Raw genomic sequence first — 18,671 nt, 5'->3', positions numbered from 1 at the left:
TCAAGAATTGAGGGAGTTGAGGAGGGATTCCGGGCGCCGGGTGGGTATAGCGAATCGGGCGAATCACGCAACTGCCAGGTAGGCAGGCAGCGTGGCGCGATGCCGTCGGGCGGATCCGCCCGTTACCGCCGGGCTCCGACTACGCGCTCGCCGTCTGCTGCTGCTTGCGCCAGCGGATGCCCGCCTCGATGAACCCGTCGATGTCGCCGTCGAGCACCGACTGCGGGTTGCCGACCTCGAACTCGGTCCGCAGGTCCTTGACCATCTGGTACGGGTGCAGGACGTACGAGCGCATCTGGTTGCCCCAGGACGATCCGTCGCCCTTGAGCGCGTCCATCTTCGCCCGGTCCTCCTGACGCTGCTTCTCCAGCAGCTTGGCCTGGAGGACGGCCATCGCGGTCGCCTTGTTCTGGATCTGCGAGCGCTCGTTCTGGCAGGAGACGACGATGCCGGTGGGCAGGTGGGTCAGGCGCACCGCGGAGTCGGTGGTGTTGACGCCCTGGCCGCCGGGGCCCGAGGAGCGGTACACGTCGACGCGCAGCTCCGACTCGTCGATGTCGACGTGGTCGGTCTGCTCGACGACCGGCAGCACCTCGACACCCGCGAACGAGGTCTGGCGGCGGCCCTGGTTGTCGAACGGCGAGATGCGCACGAGGCGGTGCGTGCCCTGCTCGACGGAGAGCGTGCCGTACGCGTACGGCGACTTCACCGCGAAGGTGGCGGACTTGATGCCCGCCTCTTCCGCGTACGAGGTGTCGTAGACCTCGGTCGAGTAGTTGTGGCGCTCGGCCCAGCGTGTGTACATGCGCAGCAGCATCTCGGCGAAGTCCGCGGCGTCGACGCCGCCCGCCTCGGCGCGGATGGTCACCAGCGCCTCGCGGGCGTCGTACTCGCCCGACAGCAGCGTGCGCACCTCGAGCTCGTCGACGGTCTTGCGGATCGCGGTGAGCTCGCCTTCGGCCTCGGTACGCGTGTCCGCGTCGTCCTCGGCCTCGGCCAGCTCGAAGAGAACCTGGACGTCGTCGATGCGGCGGCGGAGGTCCTCGACCTTCCGCAGCTCGCCCTGGAGGAACGACAGGCGGCTGGTGACCTTCTGCGCGCTCTCCGGGTCGTCCCACAGGTCGGGCGCCGCCGCCTGCTCGTTGAGCTCGGCGATGTCGGCCCGCATCTTGTCCAGGTCGAGGACCGCCTCGATCGACTCCATGGTGGATTCGACGGACTTCAGCTCTTCGGAAGGATCAATGGCAGCCACGCCCCCATCGTACTGGTCCACGCGTGTCCGCTTCGTCGGCGGATGCGGGCGGTGCGGCCGGGGCGTGCGGCGGGGGTCCCGCGGTCGGTGCCGCGGCGGTCACGCGGGGACGGCGACCTGCACGCGTCCGTTCTGCCCGCGGACGTACACGTCGACCCGCTCGGGAGTCGCCGCCACCGCGGCGACTCCGTCGGGGGCGGTGGCGTCCAGGGACACCGGCCGCCAAGCGTCGCCGAGGCTCACCGCGCCGACCAGGTGCCCGGCGCTGCCCTGCGGCTGCCCGGACGGCCCGGTCGGGGTCGCCGCGGACTCGCCCTGGCCTGCCTGGCCGCCCAGTTCGGGGACGACGACCGCCAGCCCGCCGTTCGGAGTCCACGCGGTGGCGGGCCGCCCGCCCGCGCCGAACGTGCCGACCCGCTGCGGCTCGCGCCAGTCGCCGGCCGCGAACGTCACCTGCAGCAGCGCGTGGTCGCCGGCGCGCACGACGAACGCCTCCATCGTGCCGGGCACGGACGCGGTCAGCGCCGGGGCCTGCTCGATGATCCCGGCCTTGTGGACCTTGGTGAAGCCGGTCCAGTTGGCGCCGGCGAGCGTCCCGTACATGAGCGCGTCGCCGGAGCGCACGACCACTTCGAGGCGGTCGCCGTTGCCGGTCGCCGCGGGGGCGCCGGTGATCCTGGTCCTGGTGTCGACCCGCATCCAGTCGCCCCAGCCGCCGTCCGCGAAGCTGCACCGGTAGAGCAGCCGGTCCGCGGCGCCGACCGCGAGCACGTCGACCCGGCCCGGGCCGGGCGCGGTCACGGCCAGGTCCTCCCCGGTCTTGAAGGCGGGGAGCTTCTGCCAGTCGCCGAACTTCGCGCCGTCGCCGGCCGAGTACCAGGGCTGGCCGGTGCCGTCACGCTGCACGACGTACGTCTGCGCGCCCGCGGGGCGGGCGGCGCCCGGGCCGCCGACGAGCGACACGGGTGCGGCGGGCAGTTGCGTCCACTTGTCCCACACCGGAACGCGCGCCGCCCGGTCGCCGGAGCCCGACGAGGCGGGCGGCGGCGGCACGGCCGCCGGTGCGGCAGCGGCGGGCGTCCCGGACGGCGAGACGGTCGAGCCGACCGGCTCCTGCTTCTTCGGGGCTTCGTCGTCCTTGCCGAACAACCACCAGCCGGTGCCGCCCGCGACCACCAGGACGAGGACGGTGCCGACCACGGCGGCGGTGCGGTTGCGGCGCTTGCGGTGCGTGCTGCGGCGCCGCGACGCGGCGATCGGCGGCGCGGCGAAGGTCGGGCGGGCGAGGTTGGTGTGCGTGTCGCGGGTCGCGTCGGGCTCGGCTCCGGACACCAGCGGCACGACGCCCGCGGGCAGCGGGGGCGGCGTCTCGCCGCGGTCGGGGTGGCCGCCTCCGTCGGGTGCCGGTACGTCGAAGCGCGGCAGCCCCGCGAGCGCGGGCTGTGCGGCGCGCAGCCGCTCGCCGACCTCGCGGGCCGTCAGACGGGCCGCCGGGGCCTTGGACAGGCAGGCGGCGAGGACTTCGGCGACCGGGGCGGGCAGGCCGGGGATGCCGGGGACCGGCTCGGTGACGTGGCGGCGCAGCACCGCGCCGGGGTGGCCGCCGCCGAACGGGGTCCAGCCGGTGAGGAGTTCGTACAGCACGGTGCCGAGCGCGTACACGTCGACGGCGGCGGTGGGCTGCAGGCCCTCGATGATCTCGGGTGCGAGGTAGTCCGGCGTTCCGATGATGCGGGTGGCCCGGGTGCGGCGCGGCGCGTCGACGAGGCGGGCGATGCCGAAGTCGGTGAGTTTTGCCCGGACTTGGCCGTGCGCGGTGTCCAACAGGACGTTCTCGGGCTTCACATCGCGGTGGATCACGCCCTCGGCGTGCGCGGCGGAGAGGCCTTCGGCGACGTCGGCGCACACGGCCGCGGCCAGGGCCGGGGTGAGGACGCGCTCCTTCTCCAGCCGGGTCCGCAGGTCGGGGCCGTCGACCAGGTCCATGACGAGGGCGAGGTCGGAGCCGTCCACGACGAGGTCGTGGATGCCGACGATGCCGGGGTGGTCGAGGCTGACCAGCGCGGTCCGCTCCTGGACGAAGCGCGCGACGAGCACCTCGTCGGACGCGAGGTCTTCGCGCAGCAGCTTGATGGCGACGGGACCCTCGGGTCCCTCGCCTGCCCAGACGGTGCCGCTGGCGCCGCGCCCGAGGACTTTCAGGGCGACGTACCGGCTGCCGATCCTGCGTGCCACTGCTGCTCCGTGTCCTTGGCATGCCTCGACTTCGGACTTCCGTGCCCGAAGGCTACCTGGCGCACACCTCGAACCAGCGTGGTGTGGCGGATCCGCGACCGGGTGTCGCACCGTCATGGAAGCGCTTTGTCGATCTTTGGGCGGCGCGCGACGGGCCCGCGGGGGCCTGCGGGGCACCGCCGTTCACGGGCTCGTGTCGGCGCCTCCGGTGCCACCGTTGCCGCCGCCGTTGCCACCGTCACCGCCGCCGTCGAAGAAGTCCTTGGCCTTCTCGTACCAGCCCTTTACCTCGCCGAAGACGTCGATCGCGTTGTTGACCCAGTCGCGCAGCGGGCTGAACCAGTAGATGGCGAACAGGATCGCCGCCATCACGACCAGCCGCATGAGGCAGCCGAGCGTGCACCCCACCCCGGGGATGCGCGACGGACGGAAGCCGCCCCTGCGCCGGGGCTCCCGCGGTTCCCGTGGCTCGCGCCGCCGGCGCGGCGGTTCGACCTCGGGCGGGCGCTGCGAATCGCGGCGCTGCGGGGGCGGCGGAGGCGGTTCGCGGCGCGGCGGCGGTTCAGGCGCACGGTACGGCGGCGGGGCGGCGGGAGGCCCGGCGGACGGACCGCCGCCCTGGCGGGCGTACCCCGGCTCGTCGCGATAAAGGGGCTGCTGCGGGTACCCGGGCGGCTGCGACGACGGGCGGTAGGGCGGGGGCACTTCGTCCATCACGCGCGTGCGGTCGGGCGCGGGCGGCTGCGGCGGACGTTGCGCGGGCGGCGGCGGGGGCGGCGCCGACGGCGGGCCGGGTACGCCGGAGCCCGAACGCGGCACCACGCGGGTGGGGTCGTCGGCACCCGGAGCACCGAGGCCGCCGGGGCCGCCGGGGCCGCCCGGTCCACCAGGTCCGCTGCCCGAGCCGAAGCCCGCGGCACCGGCCGCACCGCCGACCGCCGTCGCTCCCCCGATCGCCGCGGCGTCGAGCATGCGGCGCAGCGACCCGTCGTCGGCCCGGCTGCCCTGCAGCACCTCGGCGGCGTGCCGGAGCACGTTGCCGAGGCCCTGCGCGTCGGGGCGCCGCTCCGGCTGCTTGGACAGGCAGCGCTCGACCACGAGCCAATAGGCGTCGGGCATGTTCGCGGGCCGGGTCGGCGTTTCGGCGAGGTGCCGGTGCAGCAGCGCGATCGGGTTGGAGTCGGTGAACGGCGGGTGGCCCGCGACCAGCTCGTACAGCACGACGCCCGCGGCGTAGATGTCCACGGACGGGGTCAGCGGGCGGCCCTCGGCGGACTCGGGGGCGACGTAGCTGGGGGTGCCGACCAGTTCGTGGGTGCGTGTCAGCGCGGGCGACTCGGCGAGGCGCGCGATCCCGAAGTCGGTGAGCATCGGGTAGAGCGAGTCGCCGTTGCGGTTGAGCATGATGTTGGCGGGCTTGAGGTCGCGGTGGATCACGCCGTCCGCGTGTGTCACGTGCAGCGCGTCGCATACCTGGGCCATCGTCAGCGCCGCGGCGACGGGCGGCAGCGGGCCGTTGTCGCGCAGGTACGTGCGCAGGTCCGGTCCGTCGATGAGGTCCATGACCAGCGCGAGCAGCTCGCCTTCGACGACCAGGTCGCGCACGCGCACCAGGTTCGGGTGGCTGAGCCGCAGCAGCAGGGAGCGCTCGCGCAGGAAGCGCGTGACGACGTCGGGGTCGCCCGCGAGCTCCTCGCGCAGCACCTTGACCGCGACGACCTCGCCCGTGTCGCGGACTCGCGCGCGCCACACGGTGCCGCTGGCGCCCCGCCCGAGCGTCTCCTCGAGCAGGTACTTGCTTCCGACCGGCCGGTCCACTGCGCTCCCCAGACGTACTGACAGCTGTTCGCACACCTTAGGGCGCACGCAGGGGCCGGCACAGCGCCCCTCGCGGGTGGGGACGCAGCCGAGCCCGGAACCGGTTCATCACGCACAGTCCCACCGGTCGGCGGACGCGATGTGCCCCGCAAGATCATTCCCATCTGCGTTCAAGGAGTGCCATCCTCGTCGCGGATGCGAGGATGCGTACTGTGCACGTCGCATAACTCGTGCGGTTCACGCGCGGTACGCAGGCAACGCTGTGGCAGGGCGGACGGAGGAGCATGCAGATCCGGCTGACCGTGCTCGGGTCCCGTGGCGAGGGACCGGGGGCGGACGTGCTCGTCACCGCCCCCACCGGGACGACGTTCGGGGCCGTCGCGGGCGCGTTGCGGTCCACGTCGGGGACCGACGGGCAGCGGTTCTGGGTTGGCGACACGCGGCTTGCCGACAACACCCCGCTGGGCCGACCGCCGCTCGTGGACGGTGCGTTGGTGACCGTCGGGCGTCCCGGCCCCGCGTCGCCGGCCGTCGGATCTCCCGAACTGCGGGTCGTGGGCGGGCCGGACGCGGGCGGCGTGCATCTGCTGCGCCAGGGCACCGTACGCATCGGCCGCGCTCCCGAAGCCGAGATCCGGCTCGGCGACCCCGATCTGTCGCGCCTGCACGCGGAACTGACGATAACTCCCGGCGCGCGCGGCCACGTTCGCGTCGCCGACCTCGGTTCGACGAACGGCACCACGCTGGACGGCATGCCGGTCGGTGCCGAGGCGATGCGCCTGGAACCCGGCTCGCTGCTACGGCTCGGCGAGACGACCCTGACCGCGGTGCTGCCGCTGCCGTACGACCCGGATCCGCACGCCGCACCCGACGCCCCGCGTCCGGACGGCCTGGGCCACGTCGTCCTGCCCCGCCTGCCCCGGCAGCCCTCGCCGCCCGTCGAGCAGGTACGCGTCGACCTGCCGGACGAGCCCGCCGGCCGCAGACTCGGGCTCGCCGGCCGCCGGCGCGCGGTGGCCGCCGAGCGCGCCCGTCTGGAGGACCAGGCCCGGCTCGCGGTCGTCGAGGAGGTCCGCAGACGCCGCGCGCACAGCCCCGATCTCGCCGCGCTGCTCCTCGCCGCCCTCGACGCCGGTGCCGCGGAGAGCGGCAGACCCGCGGTCCCGGTCCGGATCTGGGAGCGGCACGGCGACCCGGCCGAACGCCTCGCGGTCCGCCTCGGCACCGGCGACATCCCCTCCGAGGTCTCGGTCACCTCCAGCGAGGGGGTGCGCAGGCTGACCGCGTACGCCGCACCGGTGACCGTCTCGCTGCGCGACTCCGTCCTGGGGCTGGCCGGTCCGCGGCCGAGGCTGCTCGGTCTGGCGCGTTCCGTGGTCGCCCAACTCGCCGCGCTGCACGGCCCGCACGAGCTGGAACTCGTGCTGCTGTGCGCGGATCCGGCGACCGCCGCCGACTGGGCGTGGCTGCGCTGGCTGCCCCAGCTCCGCCCGACCGACGGCCAGGACTGCCGCCTCCTGCTGGGCCTGAACCGCGACCAGGTCCTGGCCCGCACCGGCGAGTTGCTGGACCGCCTCGACCGCGACCGGGGCGGGCGCGGACGCCGCCGCACCGTCGTGGTCATGGACGGCGCGGGCACGCTCACCGCGCGGCCCGAACTCGTCCGGCTGCTCGCCGAGGGGCCCGCGGCGGGCGTCCATGCGCTGTGCCTGGACGACCGTGCCGAGGAACTGCCGTTGCAGTGCTCGGTGATCGGCCGGGTGGCCGGCGAGGTCGGCACGCGGCTGTCGCTGATCGGCCCGGGCCCGAACCGGATAGAGGACATCGTCGCCGACGCGGTCTCCCCCGCCTGGGCCGACCGGTTCGCCCGGGCGCTGGCCCCGTTGCGCGAGGCGGCCGCGCGTACCGTCTCGCCGCTGCCGGAGACCGTGCGCCTGCTCGACCTGCTCGGGTTCGACCTCATGACGCCGGCCAAGGTGCTCGGCTCGTGGCGCGAGGGGGGCCGCAGCCCGCGCGGCGTGCTCGGCGCGGATGTGCGTGGCGCGATCACCGTCGACCTCGACAACGATGGCCCGCACATGGTCATCGGCGGTACGGCGGGCTCCGGCAAAACCGAACTGCTCGCCGCGTTCGTGACGTCCCTCGCCGTCGCCAACCGCCCCGACCAGCTGGGCGTCGTCCTCGTACGCGGCACGCCGATCGACCCCCAGGAGGCACCCGACGGCATCGCCGCGTGCGCGGAACTCCCGCACACGATCGGCTACCTCGACGAGCCCGACGCCTCGCGCGCCGCCGACGCCGTCTCCGCCGTGCTGCACGAACTCGCGCGCCGTGAACACCTGTTGCGCGGCGACCGGTTCGCGTCGTACCGCGACGAGCACGGTTCCCCGCTGCCGCGCGTGCTCGTCGCGGTCGACGACATAGAGCGCCTGGCCGGGCGCTTCCCCGGGCTCGTGAAGGGCCTCGCCGACATCGTCCACCGCGGCGGCGCACTCGGCGTGCACCTCGCGGTCGCGACCGGCCAGCCCGCGCTGGCCGGGTCGATCGAGGCCACCGCCGAGGCCGAGCTGCGCGTCGCCTTGCGCACCGACGACGCGACCGCGTCCCACGCCCTCATCCACATCGACGACGCCGCGACGCTCGACGACGAGTACCCGGGCCGGGCCCTGATCCGCGGATCCGACGGCGCGGTGCACCCGTTCCAGGCGGGCCGTGTGACGGGCCGCATGCCGCGCACCGCGACGCTGCGCCCGACCGCCGTCCGCCAGGACTGGACCGACATGGGAGCGCCGCTTACGCGCCGCTCCACGGCCACCGCGGCGAGCGGGCGGCCACTCATCGGACCGACCGATCTCGCGCTGCTCGTCGGCACGTTGCGCCGCGCGGCCGACCAGCTTGGTGCGGCCCCGCTGCCCCGGCTCTGGTGAGCCGGGGCAGCGGCCGCGCCACCCGGGTCAGTCGACCGGCAGGCCCGGCGCCGGGTAGGCGGCGGTCAACTCGCGGACCTCGGCGCGTACTTGCTCCTCGACCCCGGTGCGGCCGGTGCGTACCGCGTCGACGATGCGGTCGATCCACGTGGCGACCAGGGGCATGTGCTCCTCGCCGATGCCGCGTGAGGTGAGCGCGGGGGTGCCGATGCGGATGCCGGAGGGGTCGAAGGGGCGGCGCGTGTCGTACGGAACGGCGTTGTGGTTGACGACGATGCCGGCGCGGTCGAGGGCCTTCGCGGCCGGCTTGCCCGGCACGCCGCGCGAGGTCAGGTCGACGAGCAGCAGGTGGGTGTCGGTGCCGCCGGAGACCAGGTCGAAGCCCCGGGCGGCCAGTTCCTCGCCCAGGCGGCGGGCGTTGGCGACCACCGCCCGGGCGTAGGCGCCGAATTCGGGCGTCGCGGCCTCGCGGAGCGCGACCGCGATCGCCGCCGTCGTGTGGTTGTGCGGACCGCCTTGCAGGCCCGGGAAGACCGCCTTGTCGACGGCCTTCGCATGCTCGGCGCCGCACAGGATCATCGCGCCGCGCGGGCCGCGCAGCGTCTTGTGGGTGGTCGTGGAGACGACGTCGGCGTGGCCGATCGGGGACGGGTGCACACCGGCGGCGACCAGGCCGGCGATGTGCGCGATGTCCGCGACCAAGACCGCACCGACCTCCCGGGCGATCTCCGCGAAGGCGGCGAAGTCGATGGCGCGCGGCACCGCCGTACCACCGCAGAAGATGAGTTTGGGGCGTTCGTGCAGGGCGATCGAGCGGACCTCGTCGAGGTCGATCCGGCCGGTGTCCCGGCGCACGCCGTACGAACTGGACCGGAACCACCGGCCGGTGGCCGACACGTCCCAGCCGTGCGTCAGGTGCCCGCCCATCGGCAGCGACATGCCGAGCACCGCGTCGCCGGGCTTCGCGAAGGCCAGGTAGAGGGCGAGGTTGGCGGGCGAACCGGAGTACGGCTGCACGTTGGCGTGCTCCGCGCGGAAGAGCGCCCGGGCGCGGGCGCAGGCCAACTCCTCGACGGGGTCCACGACCTGCTGGCCCTCGTAGTAGCGGCGGCCCGGGTAGCCCTCGGAGTACTTGTTGGTGAGCACCGTGCCGGTGGCCTCCAGCACGGCCGCGGAGACGTAGTTCTCGCTCGCGATCATCCGCAGCGTCTCGGTCTGGAGGCGCTCCTCGTCGCGGACGAGTGCGGCGATCTCGGGGTCGGTGGCGTGGAGCGCGGGCCGGCGCTGCCCGGACCGACCATCCGGGGACGGACTGGGCACGGACGGACTGTGCACGGACGTACGGGTGGTCGGGGATGCTTCGACGGATGCCACGGGCTTCCTCCCGGGTCGGCCTTCAGGTCGGGACCCGGGTGCCCAGGCGGACGGCACCGCGCGCAATCGCTCGCTGCCGCTTCCTCGTGGTCGGTTCCACGTCGACGCCAGTCGCGGCACGAACACGCTATTCCACCGGAGCCGGACACGGCCACCGACTTGGCCCACGATCGTTACAGATCCGCCACCATGGGGGGTCGCCGAGTCTGGCAAGGTCCATCAGGCGTAACGTGATTAACAAATAACACGGGGATTGCCCCAGTAAGACCGGTTGGAGAGGCTGCCTGGGGCGGGTAGGAAAGCGGGGGCACAAATGAGGGGCAGCCGCCGAACAGCGCTGCTGCGTACGCTTTATGCCGTATTGGCGGTAGAGGGGACCGCGCTGCTTCTCGGCGCGGGGACGCTGGGCGTCATGGCCGCCGCGGTTCGCCAGGAGGAGAGCGACCGGCTCTCCGGGCTCGACGGAATGCTGGCACTGACCGCGATTCTGTCCGCCGCGCTGGCCGCATTGTGCGCGGGGAGCATATTCGCGGTCCGCAGTACGCTCCGCCACGGGTACGGTGCGCTCGGCCGCGCCGCGACCCTCGGAGTGTTCCACCTGTGGGCGGCCATGCTCGTCGTCACGCTCAAGGGCCCGCTGTGGCTGCTCGCACCGACGGGGGTGCCCGCCGCGTTCTACCTGAGCGCGTGGTGGCTGCTGAAGGACCGCAGGCGCGACGACCTGCTCCTGCTGGAGAACGAGATCCCGGCGCCGCGCCGGCCCGAAGCGGCCGAGCGCGCGTCACGTCCCTGACACTCTGTCATCAACCGCTTCCGGCACGTTCATTCGGTGCCACGCACCACACGTCGGTACGGCCGTCTCGGTGGACCACCATCGGATCTGTGGCGCCCTGCACGACGGCGCAGGTCGTCGCGTCCGCAGCGCCCTTGAAGACCTCCAGGACGGTGTACTTCGCGGCACCGCTCGTGCAGTCCATCGGCTTGACGTCGGTGCCGCCCAGCGCCGCGATGCAGCTGCCTTCGCGGACGTCCGCGGGCTCCCCGTCGTAGAACGTCCAGCCCCAGTAGCCGAAGACGCCGAGGCAGGCGACCACGGCGAACGCCAGTAGTCGGCGCATCGGCCGTCCGAGGCGGACGCGCCCGCCGACGTCGTGGCCCGCTCGGCTCCCGCGCCCGTCCTCGCCCTCCCCGCGGCCCGCGACCTCCCTGCGCTCCCGGCGCGACGGGACGCTTGCGGGATCGTTGGCGCGCGGGACCAGCGCGCCGGACGGCCGCTCGTCGGCCACGGGGCGGCGAGGGTAGTACTGCTGACCCGCCGGGGGATTTGCCTGGTTTGTCGCGGACATCTCGCCCGGCCGCGGCCGATCCGCGTGCATGCCTCCGCCGTACGAAGGGGGTTGCCCGAACTGGTCGCCCTCGCCCCGGTATCCGTGGGCGCCGTAGTCGTACGGCTCGTACCGGTCCAACTGCTGGTACGGCGTCGGCGGCTCGTCGAAGTCGCCCGGTCCGTACTGCGGCGACCCGTAGTGCGCCTCGTACTGCGCGCCGTAGTGCGCCCCGTGGTCCGAGCCTCCGAACTCCGAACCACCGTATTCCGGGCGGCCGTACTCCGGACCGCCGTACTCGGGGGCGCCGTACTCGGGGGCGCCGTACTCGGGGGCGCCGTACTCCGGACCGCCGTACTCGGGGCCGGCGTAGGCGGGCCCAGCCGGGCCCGGCCCGGGGCCCTGGTCGTGCTCGAACGCGTACTCGCGTCCGTACTCCTGCTCGTACGACGGAGCTCCGTCGAGCCAAGCGGGCAGGTACGGGGTCGGTTGGACTTCGTCCGGTTCCGGTCGGTCGTGCATCCAAGCCTCCGAAACACGAACGGCGGCGGGCGAAACAGGGCCAGGTGCGAAAGGTACTGACGTACGGATGTGCTGACGTACCGGCGCACGTGTGACCGTACCGGTGTACGCCGACGTACGGACGTGCCCGCCAACCTTCGACTATTGACCCGCGTTCATCAAGGGATGACCAGCCGGAGACGACAGCGGGGCCGCAAGGAGAACACCTCCCTGCGGCCCCGCACAAGCCCAAGCCCGTCCGAACCGCCCGGTTCAGGCCGAACTTGACACTGCGTCAGATCACACTTGCGTCAGATCACACTTGCGTCAGTTCATGCTGCCGCTGCGCAGCAGGGTCCGGATCACGCGCATGGCGACCGAAAGCGTCGCCAGGTCGTACGTCTCCGCCTCCTGCAACTCCTCCAGCGTCGTCCGCGCCCGGTTGATCACCGACGCGTTCCGCTCCTCCCACGCCTTGAACCGCAGCTCCGGCGTGTCCTCCGGCCCGCCCGACGACAGCACGTCGAAGGTGAGGCCGGCCTGCGCCGCGTACAGGTCCTCGCGCAGCGACGCCCGGGCCATCGACTTCCAGCGGTCGTCGCGCGGCAGCTCGATGATGCGGTCCAGCATCATCGCGATCGGCAGCCGGTCGACCAGATCGAAGTACACCTCGGCGACCTCGATGACGCCGTGCCCGGAGTCGCGGGACACTTCGACGATGTCGAGCGCGGCGTACGCCGACGAGAACCCGGCCACCACCGTCGCCAGGTCGTGCGGCACCCCGGCGTCGGTGAACTCCTTGTAGAGGCCGTCCATCCACTCCAGGTCGCTGCCGCGCAGCAGCTTCGGCAGGTGCGCCGCGACGTCCGCGACGCCCTCGGAGAAGAACGCGATCTGCGCCGCGACGTCGATCTCCCGCCGGTTGCTGAGCATCCAGCGCGTGGAGCGCTCGACCAGCCGCCGCATGTGCAGCCGCATCCGGGTCTGGACCGCCGCCGGGACCTGGTTGTCCAGGGCCTTGATGCGCTCCAGGACGTCGTCCGCGCCGAAGATCTGACGCGCCGCCAGGTGTGCGCGGGCCACCTCGTGCGCCGAGGCGCCCGACTCCTCGCGCATGCGGAACATGAACGAGATGCCGGCCAGGTTCACCAGGTCGTTGACCACGCGCGTCGTGATGATCTCCCGGCGCAGCGCGTGGGCGTCGACCTGTGCCCCGAACCGCTCCTGCAGCGCGGTCGGGAAGTACCGGTGCAGTTCGCCGTTCAGGTACTCGTCGTCCGGCAGGGCGGAGGCCAGCAGGTCCTGGGCCAGCACGATCTTCGTGTACGCCAGGAGCACCGCCAGCTCCGGCTGCGTCAGCCCCACGCCCGCCTGCTGGCGGTCGCGCAGCTGGCGGTCGCTCGGCAGGAACTCGATGTCCCGGTCGAGCTGCCCGTCGCGCACCATCTTGCGCAGGTAGCGCATGTGCACGTGCAGCAGCGCCGGGGCCTGGGCGACCGCGTTGGCCAGCGCGTAATTCTGGTCGTAGTTGTTCTCCAGGACCAGGCGCCCGACCTCGTCGGTCATCTCGGCGAGCAACGTGTTGCGCTGCTTGCCGGTCATGTCCCCGGCCGAGACGACCTGGTTCAGCAGGATCTTGATGTTGACCTCGTGGTCCGAGGTGTCCACGCCCGCCGAGTTGTCGATCGCGTCCGTGTTGATCCGGCCACCGGCCAACGCGAACTCCACGCGCCCGAGCTGCGTGCAGCCCAGGTTGCCGCCCTCGCCGACCACCTTGACGCGCAGCGCGCCGCCGTCGACGCGGATCGCGTCGTTCGACTTGTCGCCCACGTCGGCGTTCGACTCCGACGACGCCTTGATGTACGTGCCGATGCCGCCGTTCCAGAACAGGTCGACCGGCGCCTGCAGGATCGCCTTCATCAGCTCGGCCGGCGCCAGGCGCGTCACCGACTCGGCCAGGCCCAGGCGTTCGCGCACCTGCCTGGTGATCTGCACCGACTTGGCGCTGCGCGGGAACACCCCGCCGCCCGCCGAGATCAGGTCCGGGTTGTAGTCCGCCCACGAGCTGCGGGGCAGGTCGAACAGGCGGCGGCGCTCGGCGTACGACACCGCCGCGTCCGGGTCGGGGTCCAGGAAGATGTGCCGGTGGTCGAACGCCGCGACCAGCCTGATGTGCTCCGACAGCAGCATGCCGTTGCCGAACACGTCGCCGGACATGTCGCCGATGCCCACGACCGTGAAGTCCTGGGTCTGCGTGTCGTGGCCCAGCTCGCGGAAGTGCCGCTTGACCGACTCCCACGCGCCGCGCGCGGTGATGCCCATGCCCTTGTGGTCGTAACCGGCCGAGCCGCCCGACGCGAACGCGTCGCCCAGCCAGAACCCGTATGCCCCGGCCACCTCGTTGGCGATGTCCGAGAACGTCGCGGTGCCCTTGTCGGCCGCGACCACCAGGTACGTGTCGTCGCCGTCGTGCCGCACCACCTGCGTAGGCGGCACGACCTCGCCCGCCACCAGGTTGTCGGTGATGTCCAGCAGGCCGGAGATGAAGGTCTTGTAGCAGGCGATGCCCTCGGCGAGCCACGCCTCGCGGTTGGCCTGCGGGTCGGGCAGGTGCTTGCACACGAACCCGCCCTTCGCGCCGACCGGCACGATGACCGTGTTCTTGACCATCTGCGCCTTGACCAGGCCCAGGATCTCGGTGCGGAAGTCCTCGCGCCGGTCGGACCAGCGCAGGCCGCCGCGCGCGACCGCGCCGAAGCGCAGGTGCACGCCCTCGACGCGCGGCGAGTACACGAAGATCTCGAACTTCGGTCGCGGCGCCGGGAGATCGGGGATCTGCTGCGGGTCGAACTTGAGCGAGACGTAGTCGTGCGCCTCGCCGTCGCTGCGGCGCTGGAAGAAGTTCGTGCGCAGCGTCGCGCCGACCATCGCCACGAAGGCCCGCAGGATGCGGTCCTCGTCCAGGCTCGCGACCTGGTCGAGCGCCCCCTCCAGCTCCTCCACCATGCCGTCCACCAGCTCGGTGCCGGCCTGCTGGTGACCCGGCGAGAAGCGGGCCTCGAAGAGGTTCACCAGGAGGCGCGCAATGTGCACGTTCCCAACGAGGGCGTCCTCGATGTAGTCCTGGCTGAAGGTGGAGCCGGCCTGGCGCAGGTACTTGGCGTACGCGCGCAGCACCATCGCCTGGCGCCAGTTCAGCCCGGCGCGCAGCACCAGGGCGTTGAAGCCGTCGGACTCGGCCTTGCCGGTCCACACGGCGGCGAACGCCTCCTGGAACAGCTGCTTGACCTCGTCGCCCGCTTCGAGCGTCGGGTCGTGGCGCAGCCCGAAGTCGTAGACCCACGCGATGCGGCCGTCGCTGCGGCGCAGCTCGTACGGCCGCTCGTCGACGACCTCGATGCCCATGCGCTGCAGGATCGGCAGCACCTCGGACAGCGACAGCGGGCCGCCGGTGCGGTAGATCTTGAAGCGCCGCTCGCCCGGCAGTGCTCCTATCGGCTGGTACAGGTTGAGGGTGAAGTCCGTGCCGGCGTCCCCCGGGTCCAGCGCCTCGATGCGGCGCAGGTCGGCGACCGCGGTGCGCGGGGTGAAGTCGGCCTTGTAGCCCTCGGCGAAGGCGTTCGCGTACGCCCGCGACAGCTCGGCGGCCGGCTCCTCGCCGCACTCGGCGACCAGCGCCTCGGCGAAGTCGTCGGCCCACGAGCGGGTCGCCGCGGCGAGCAGCTTCTCGATGTGCTCGACGTCCGGGTCGCCCAGCGACGAGCCGCGCGGCACCCGGACGGTGAAGTGCAGCCGGGCGAGCACCGACTCGGTGTTGCGGGCGGTGAAGTCGATGACCGAGCCGCCCAGCTCGCGCAGCAGGATGTCCTGCATCTTGAGGCGGATCTCGGTGGTGTAGCGGTCGCGCGGCAGGTAGACGAGGGCCGAGTAGAAGCGGCCGTACTCGTCCTTGCGCAGGAACAGCCGCAGGCGGCGGCGCTCTTGGAGGTACAGCACCGACAGGACGATGTCGTACAGCTCCGGCACCTGGATCTGGAACAGGTCGTCGCGCGGGTACGTCTCGAGGATCTGCAGCAGGTCGCGGCCGTCGTGGCTGGCCGCCGGGAACCCGGCCATCTCCAGCACCTGCTGCACCTTGCGGCGCACCACCGGGATGCGCGTGACGCTCTCGGTGTAGATGGACGACCCGAACAGGCCCAGGAAGCGGCGCTCGCCGACCACGTTGCCGTCCGCGTCGAACTTCTTGACGCCGATGTAGTCGAGGTACGACGGCCGGTGCACGGTGGACCGCGAGTTGGCCTTGGTCAGGATCAGCAGCTTCTTCTCCCGGGCCTTGGCACGGGCCTCCGGGGAGAGGCGGCTGAACGAGTTCGACAGGTCCTGGTCCGGGCGCAGCAGACCGAGGCCGGTGCCGGGGACCGCCCGCAGGCTGTCCTCGCCGTCCTCGACGACCAGGTCGTACTCGCGGTACCCGAGGAAGGTGAAGTGGTCCTCGGCGAGCCAGCGCAGCAGCTCCCAGGCCTCGCCGATCTCCTCACTGGGCAGCGCGGGGGGCTCGTCGGCCAGCTCGTCGGCGAGCCGCACCGCCGTCTCGCGCATCTTGGTCCAGTCCTCGACGGCCTCGCGCACGTCGTCCATGACCTGCTTGAGACCGGTCTCGATGACGCGGATGTCCTCCCGGTCGCTCTCCCGGTCGATCTCCACGTGCATCCACGACTCGACCACCGCGTCGTCGGGCACCGCGGCCGCGTCGGAGGTGTCCAGGATCTCCATGAGGTTGCCGGTGATGTCGCGCCGGACCACCAGCTGCGGGTGGATCACCACGTGGATGGCCCGGTCCTGGCGGGACAGTTCGTTGGTGACCGAGTCCACGAGGAACGACATGTCGTCCGTGACGATCTCGATGACGGTGTGGCCGGAGGCCCAGCCGTTCTCCTCGACCGTGGGGGTGTAGACCCGCACCTTCGCCGTGCCCTGCGGGCGGGACGCCGCCAGTCGGCAGTGCGAGATGGCCGCCCCGTACACGTCGACCGGGTCCCGTTCGACCAGGTCGTCGGGGGCGGTGTGCCGGTAGTAGCGGCGAAGCAGGACGTCCAGGTCGATGTGACCGGCTCCTTCGCCGCCTCCGTGCTGTGACGATGCCTGCCGGGCCGCCTCCGCCGCCCGGGCCAGCAGATTCGCTTTCGCCTCGTCCAGCTTGCTCTGCATGATGCCGTCGCTCCTGTCGCGCGCCGTTGCGTGACCGACTACTGCGTTGTCTGTTTTGCGAGTCTCCCCGAACGGCAGCGACGTAGCGCAGCGCCACGGCGGTTCCTTCCGGCGTCTTTGCCGGACCGGTTCCGGCCACCGGGACACCCTTGTCCAGGCGGCTCGGCCGTGAGGCCGTACGTTGCGGGCCGAGGGAAACCCACGCCCGCCAGGCTACCCGCGCCATCCCGCGGTGGTACGGGGGCCCCGGCCCCCGCACGGGCACAAGCTGTCAGCAATCCACCGGGCGCGACGACAATGCGTCAAACGGACACCGGCGGGGGCGGAGCGGTCAGACCGTGACGATGCCGTTCTGACCGTCGTGTTCGGCCGATTCGTCGTCGAACCAGACGCCGTTCTCCGCGAGGTAGCGGAACCGCACGGTCGCGCCGGGCTCCAGCGTCACCGCCACCGAGCGGGTGCCGTTGCTGCGCCGCACAAGCGTGTGCCGCCCGGGCTCCCAGTCGTTGAAATCGCCCACGACGCTCACCGGCCCCGCCGGGTCGTCCACAGGTAGGCAGAAAGTGATCCGCGTCGAGCCGTTGTCCCTGGCGCGCTTGATCACGTCGTTCCCCTCACTCCGGCCGCTGCGGCCTGTCCTCGGTGGTCACCCGGAATGCGCACAGCACAGCACATGCTCATGTCGTACTCGTGCCGAACGTATTGCAGGATTCCGCTCCCGTCACCCCCTGTCCACATCCGGTAGCCCATTGCCGATTTGCGGACGGCGGGGCACGGTGGACAGACGCCACCAGATCGGGGCGCACTCGGGGAGGCGATCGTCATGGCACGCAGGGTCCTGATCATCACCGGAGACGCGGCGGAGTCGCTCGAGGTGCTGTACCCGTACCAGCGGCTGCGCGAGGAGGGGTACGACGTGCACATCGCCGCACCCTCGCGCAAGAAACTGCAGTTCGTGGTGCACGACTTCGTGGACGGCTTCGACACGTTCACCGAGAAGCCCGGGTACACCTGGCCCGCGGACTTCGCCTTCGTCGAGGTGCGCCCGGAGAACTACGTCGCGCTGGTCGTCCCGGGCGGGCGGGCGCCCGAGTACATCCGCAACAACCCGGTCGTGCAGCGCCTCGTGCGGCACTTCTTCGAGAACGACAAGCCGGTGGCGCACCTGTGCCACGGGCCGCTGATCGCCGCGGCCGCCGGGGTCCTCGACGGGCGGCGTACGTCGGCCTACCCGGCGATCGCCCCGGACGTACGGGCCGCGGGCGGCACCTTCGTGGACGGCGAGGCGGTCGTCGACGGCACTCTGGTCTCCGGGCGCACCTGGGTCGACCACCCTGGCTGGATGCGCGAGTTCATGCAGGTCCTGCGCAGCAAGGCACCGGCGATCTGACCGGTCGGGGACGCAATCGGGGACACGGTCGGGGAACCGTTGTGCCTGCGGGCGCGGCGACTTGCGGGTAATTCGCCCGAACGGCCCAACGACCGAACTGACACGGCCACATGGCCACATGGCTAGTGGTGGTGTGGCGGTGTGGTGGTCTGCCCGTGCGCCTGTGCGGTCGGGCGGTCAGCCGCGGCCCTTGAAGGCGTCCTTCATGTCGTTGGCGAACTGCGAGACCTGGCCCATGACGCCCTTTTCCATGTGGGGGTAGTGGTAGTCGGTGGGTGGGACGAAGGTCTCCTTGATGGTGCGGGTGCTGGTCCACCGCATCAGGTTCTGCTTCGCGCCGGCCTTGTCGTTCGTCCCCGACCCCCGACTCCCACCGAACGGCTGCTGACCCACCACCGCACCGGTCGGCTTGTCATTGACGTAGAAGTTCCCCGCCGCGAACCGCAGGAACCCGGTCGCCTGCGCGATCGCCGCCCGGTCCCGCGCGATCACCGACCCCGTCAACGCATAACCCGCCACCGACTCCATCTGCGCGAGCATGCCCTCCCAGTCCGCGTCCTCGTACACGAACACCGCCAGGATCGGCCCGAAATACTCCTCGGTGAACACCTCGTCCGCCGGATCCGTACACACCACCACCG

At 72.2% G+C, this 18,671-nt stretch carries 10 protein-coding genes, 1 pseudogene and 1 riboswitch; of the genes and pseudogenes, 3 read left to right on the top strand and 8 right to left on the bottom strand.

What is annotated here, in order from left to right:
- Positions 1–139 precede the first annotated feature (139 nt).
- The 3 genes and pseudogenes from prfB to ACWD12_RS22000 form a co-directional block, all read right to left on the bottom strand.
- Positions 140–1,252, bottom strand: coding sequence for a peptide chain release factor 2 (gene prfB / locus ACWD12_RS22010; protein ID WP_450100946.1), 1,113 nt, complete (start codon positions 1,250–1,252; stop codon positions 140–142).
- Between the two features lie 1,059 nt (positions 1,253–2,311).
- A pseudogene (locus ACWD12_RS22005) lies at positions 2,312–3,487 on the bottom strand (protein kinase domain-containing protein); the annotation flags it as partial.
- A 183-nt stretch (positions 3,488–3,670) separates the two neighbouring features.
- Complete coding sequence (locus tag ACWD12_RS22000; protein WP_450100945.1) at positions 3,671–5,305, bottom strand: serine/threonine-protein kinase; 1,635 nt, start codon at positions 5,303–5,305, stop codon at positions 3,671–3,673.
- Positions 5,306–5,589: 284 nt separating this feature from the next.
- Here ACWD12_RS22000 and ACWD12_RS21995 point away from each other — a divergent pair, with 284 nt between their 5' ends.
- Positions 5,590–8,232 carry an FHA domain-containing protein gene (locus tag ACWD12_RS21995; RefSeq protein ID WP_450100944.1) on the top strand — a complete coding sequence of 881 codons (2,643 nt, stop codon included), beginning with the start codon at positions 5,590–5,592 and terminating at the stop codon, positions 8,230–8,232.
- Positions 8,233–8,259: 27 nt separating this feature from the next.
- Here ACWD12_RS21995 and ACWD12_RS21990 read toward each other — a convergent pair whose 3' ends face one another.
- On the bottom strand, positions 8,260–9,552 hold the full coding sequence (locus ACWD12_RS21990; protein WP_450100943.1) for a serine hydroxymethyltransferase: 1,293 nt from the start codon (positions 9,550–9,552) through the stop codon (positions 8,260–8,262).
- Between the two features lie 87 nt (positions 9,553–9,639).
- Positions 9,640–9,731, bottom strand: a riboswitch (ZMP/ZTP riboswitch).
- Positions 9,732–9,967: 236 nt separating this feature from the next.
- On the opposite strand from ACWD12_RS21990, the gene ACWD12_RS21985 reads away from it, so the two are divergent.
- Positions 9,968–10,399: a hypothetical protein gene (locus ACWD12_RS21985; protein ID WP_450100942.1), complete on the top strand. Its 432-nt coding sequence runs from the start codon at positions 9,968–9,970 to the stop codon at positions 10,397–10,399.
- Positions 10,400–10,409: 10 nt separating this feature from the next.
- Here ACWD12_RS21985 and ACWD12_RS21980 read toward each other — a convergent pair whose 3' ends face one another.
- From ACWD12_RS21980 to ACWD12_RS21970, 3 genes are all read right to left on the bottom strand, one after another.
- Positions 10,410–11,453 carry an LppU/SCO3897 family protein gene (locus tag ACWD12_RS21980; RefSeq protein WP_450100941.1) on the bottom strand — a complete coding sequence of 348 codons (1,044 nt, stop codon included), beginning with the start codon at positions 11,451–11,453 and terminating at the stop codon, positions 10,410–10,412.
- A 306-nt stretch (positions 11,454–11,759) separates the two neighbouring features.
- The gene (locus ACWD12_RS21975) at positions 11,760–16,640 is read right to left on the bottom strand and encodes an NAD-glutamate dehydrogenase (protein ID WP_358352471.1); all 4,881 of its coding nucleotides are present in this window, start codon (positions 16,638–16,640) and stop codon (positions 11,760–11,762) included.
- Between the two features lie 331 nt (positions 16,641–16,971).
- A complete protein-coding gene (locus ACWD12_RS21970; protein ID WP_358352469.1) occupies positions 16,972–17,244 on the bottom strand; it encodes an isoamylase early set domain-containing protein in 273 nt (90 codons plus the stop codon).
- A 219-nt stretch (positions 17,245–17,463) separates the two neighbouring features.
- Between ACWD12_RS21970 and ACWD12_RS21965 the strand changes: the two genes are divergently transcribed.
- Positions 17,464–18,030: a DJ-1/PfpI family protein gene (locus tag ACWD12_RS21965; RefSeq protein WP_358352467.1), complete on the top strand. Its 567-nt coding sequence runs from the start codon at positions 17,464–17,466 to the stop codon at positions 18,028–18,030.
- 177 nt (positions 18,031–18,207) lie between these two features.
- Here the strand turns inward: ACWD12_RS21965 and ACWD12_RS21960 are convergent.
- The coding region (locus ACWD12_RS21960) for an aldehyde dehydrogenase family protein (RefSeq protein WP_450100940.1) at positions 18,208–18,671 on the bottom strand (464 nt) is incomplete at its 5' end.

The sequence above is a fragment of the Streptodolium elevatio genome, from assembly GCF_053592165.1.
This window is presented reverse-complemented; position numbering and strand designations above follow the sequence as displayed.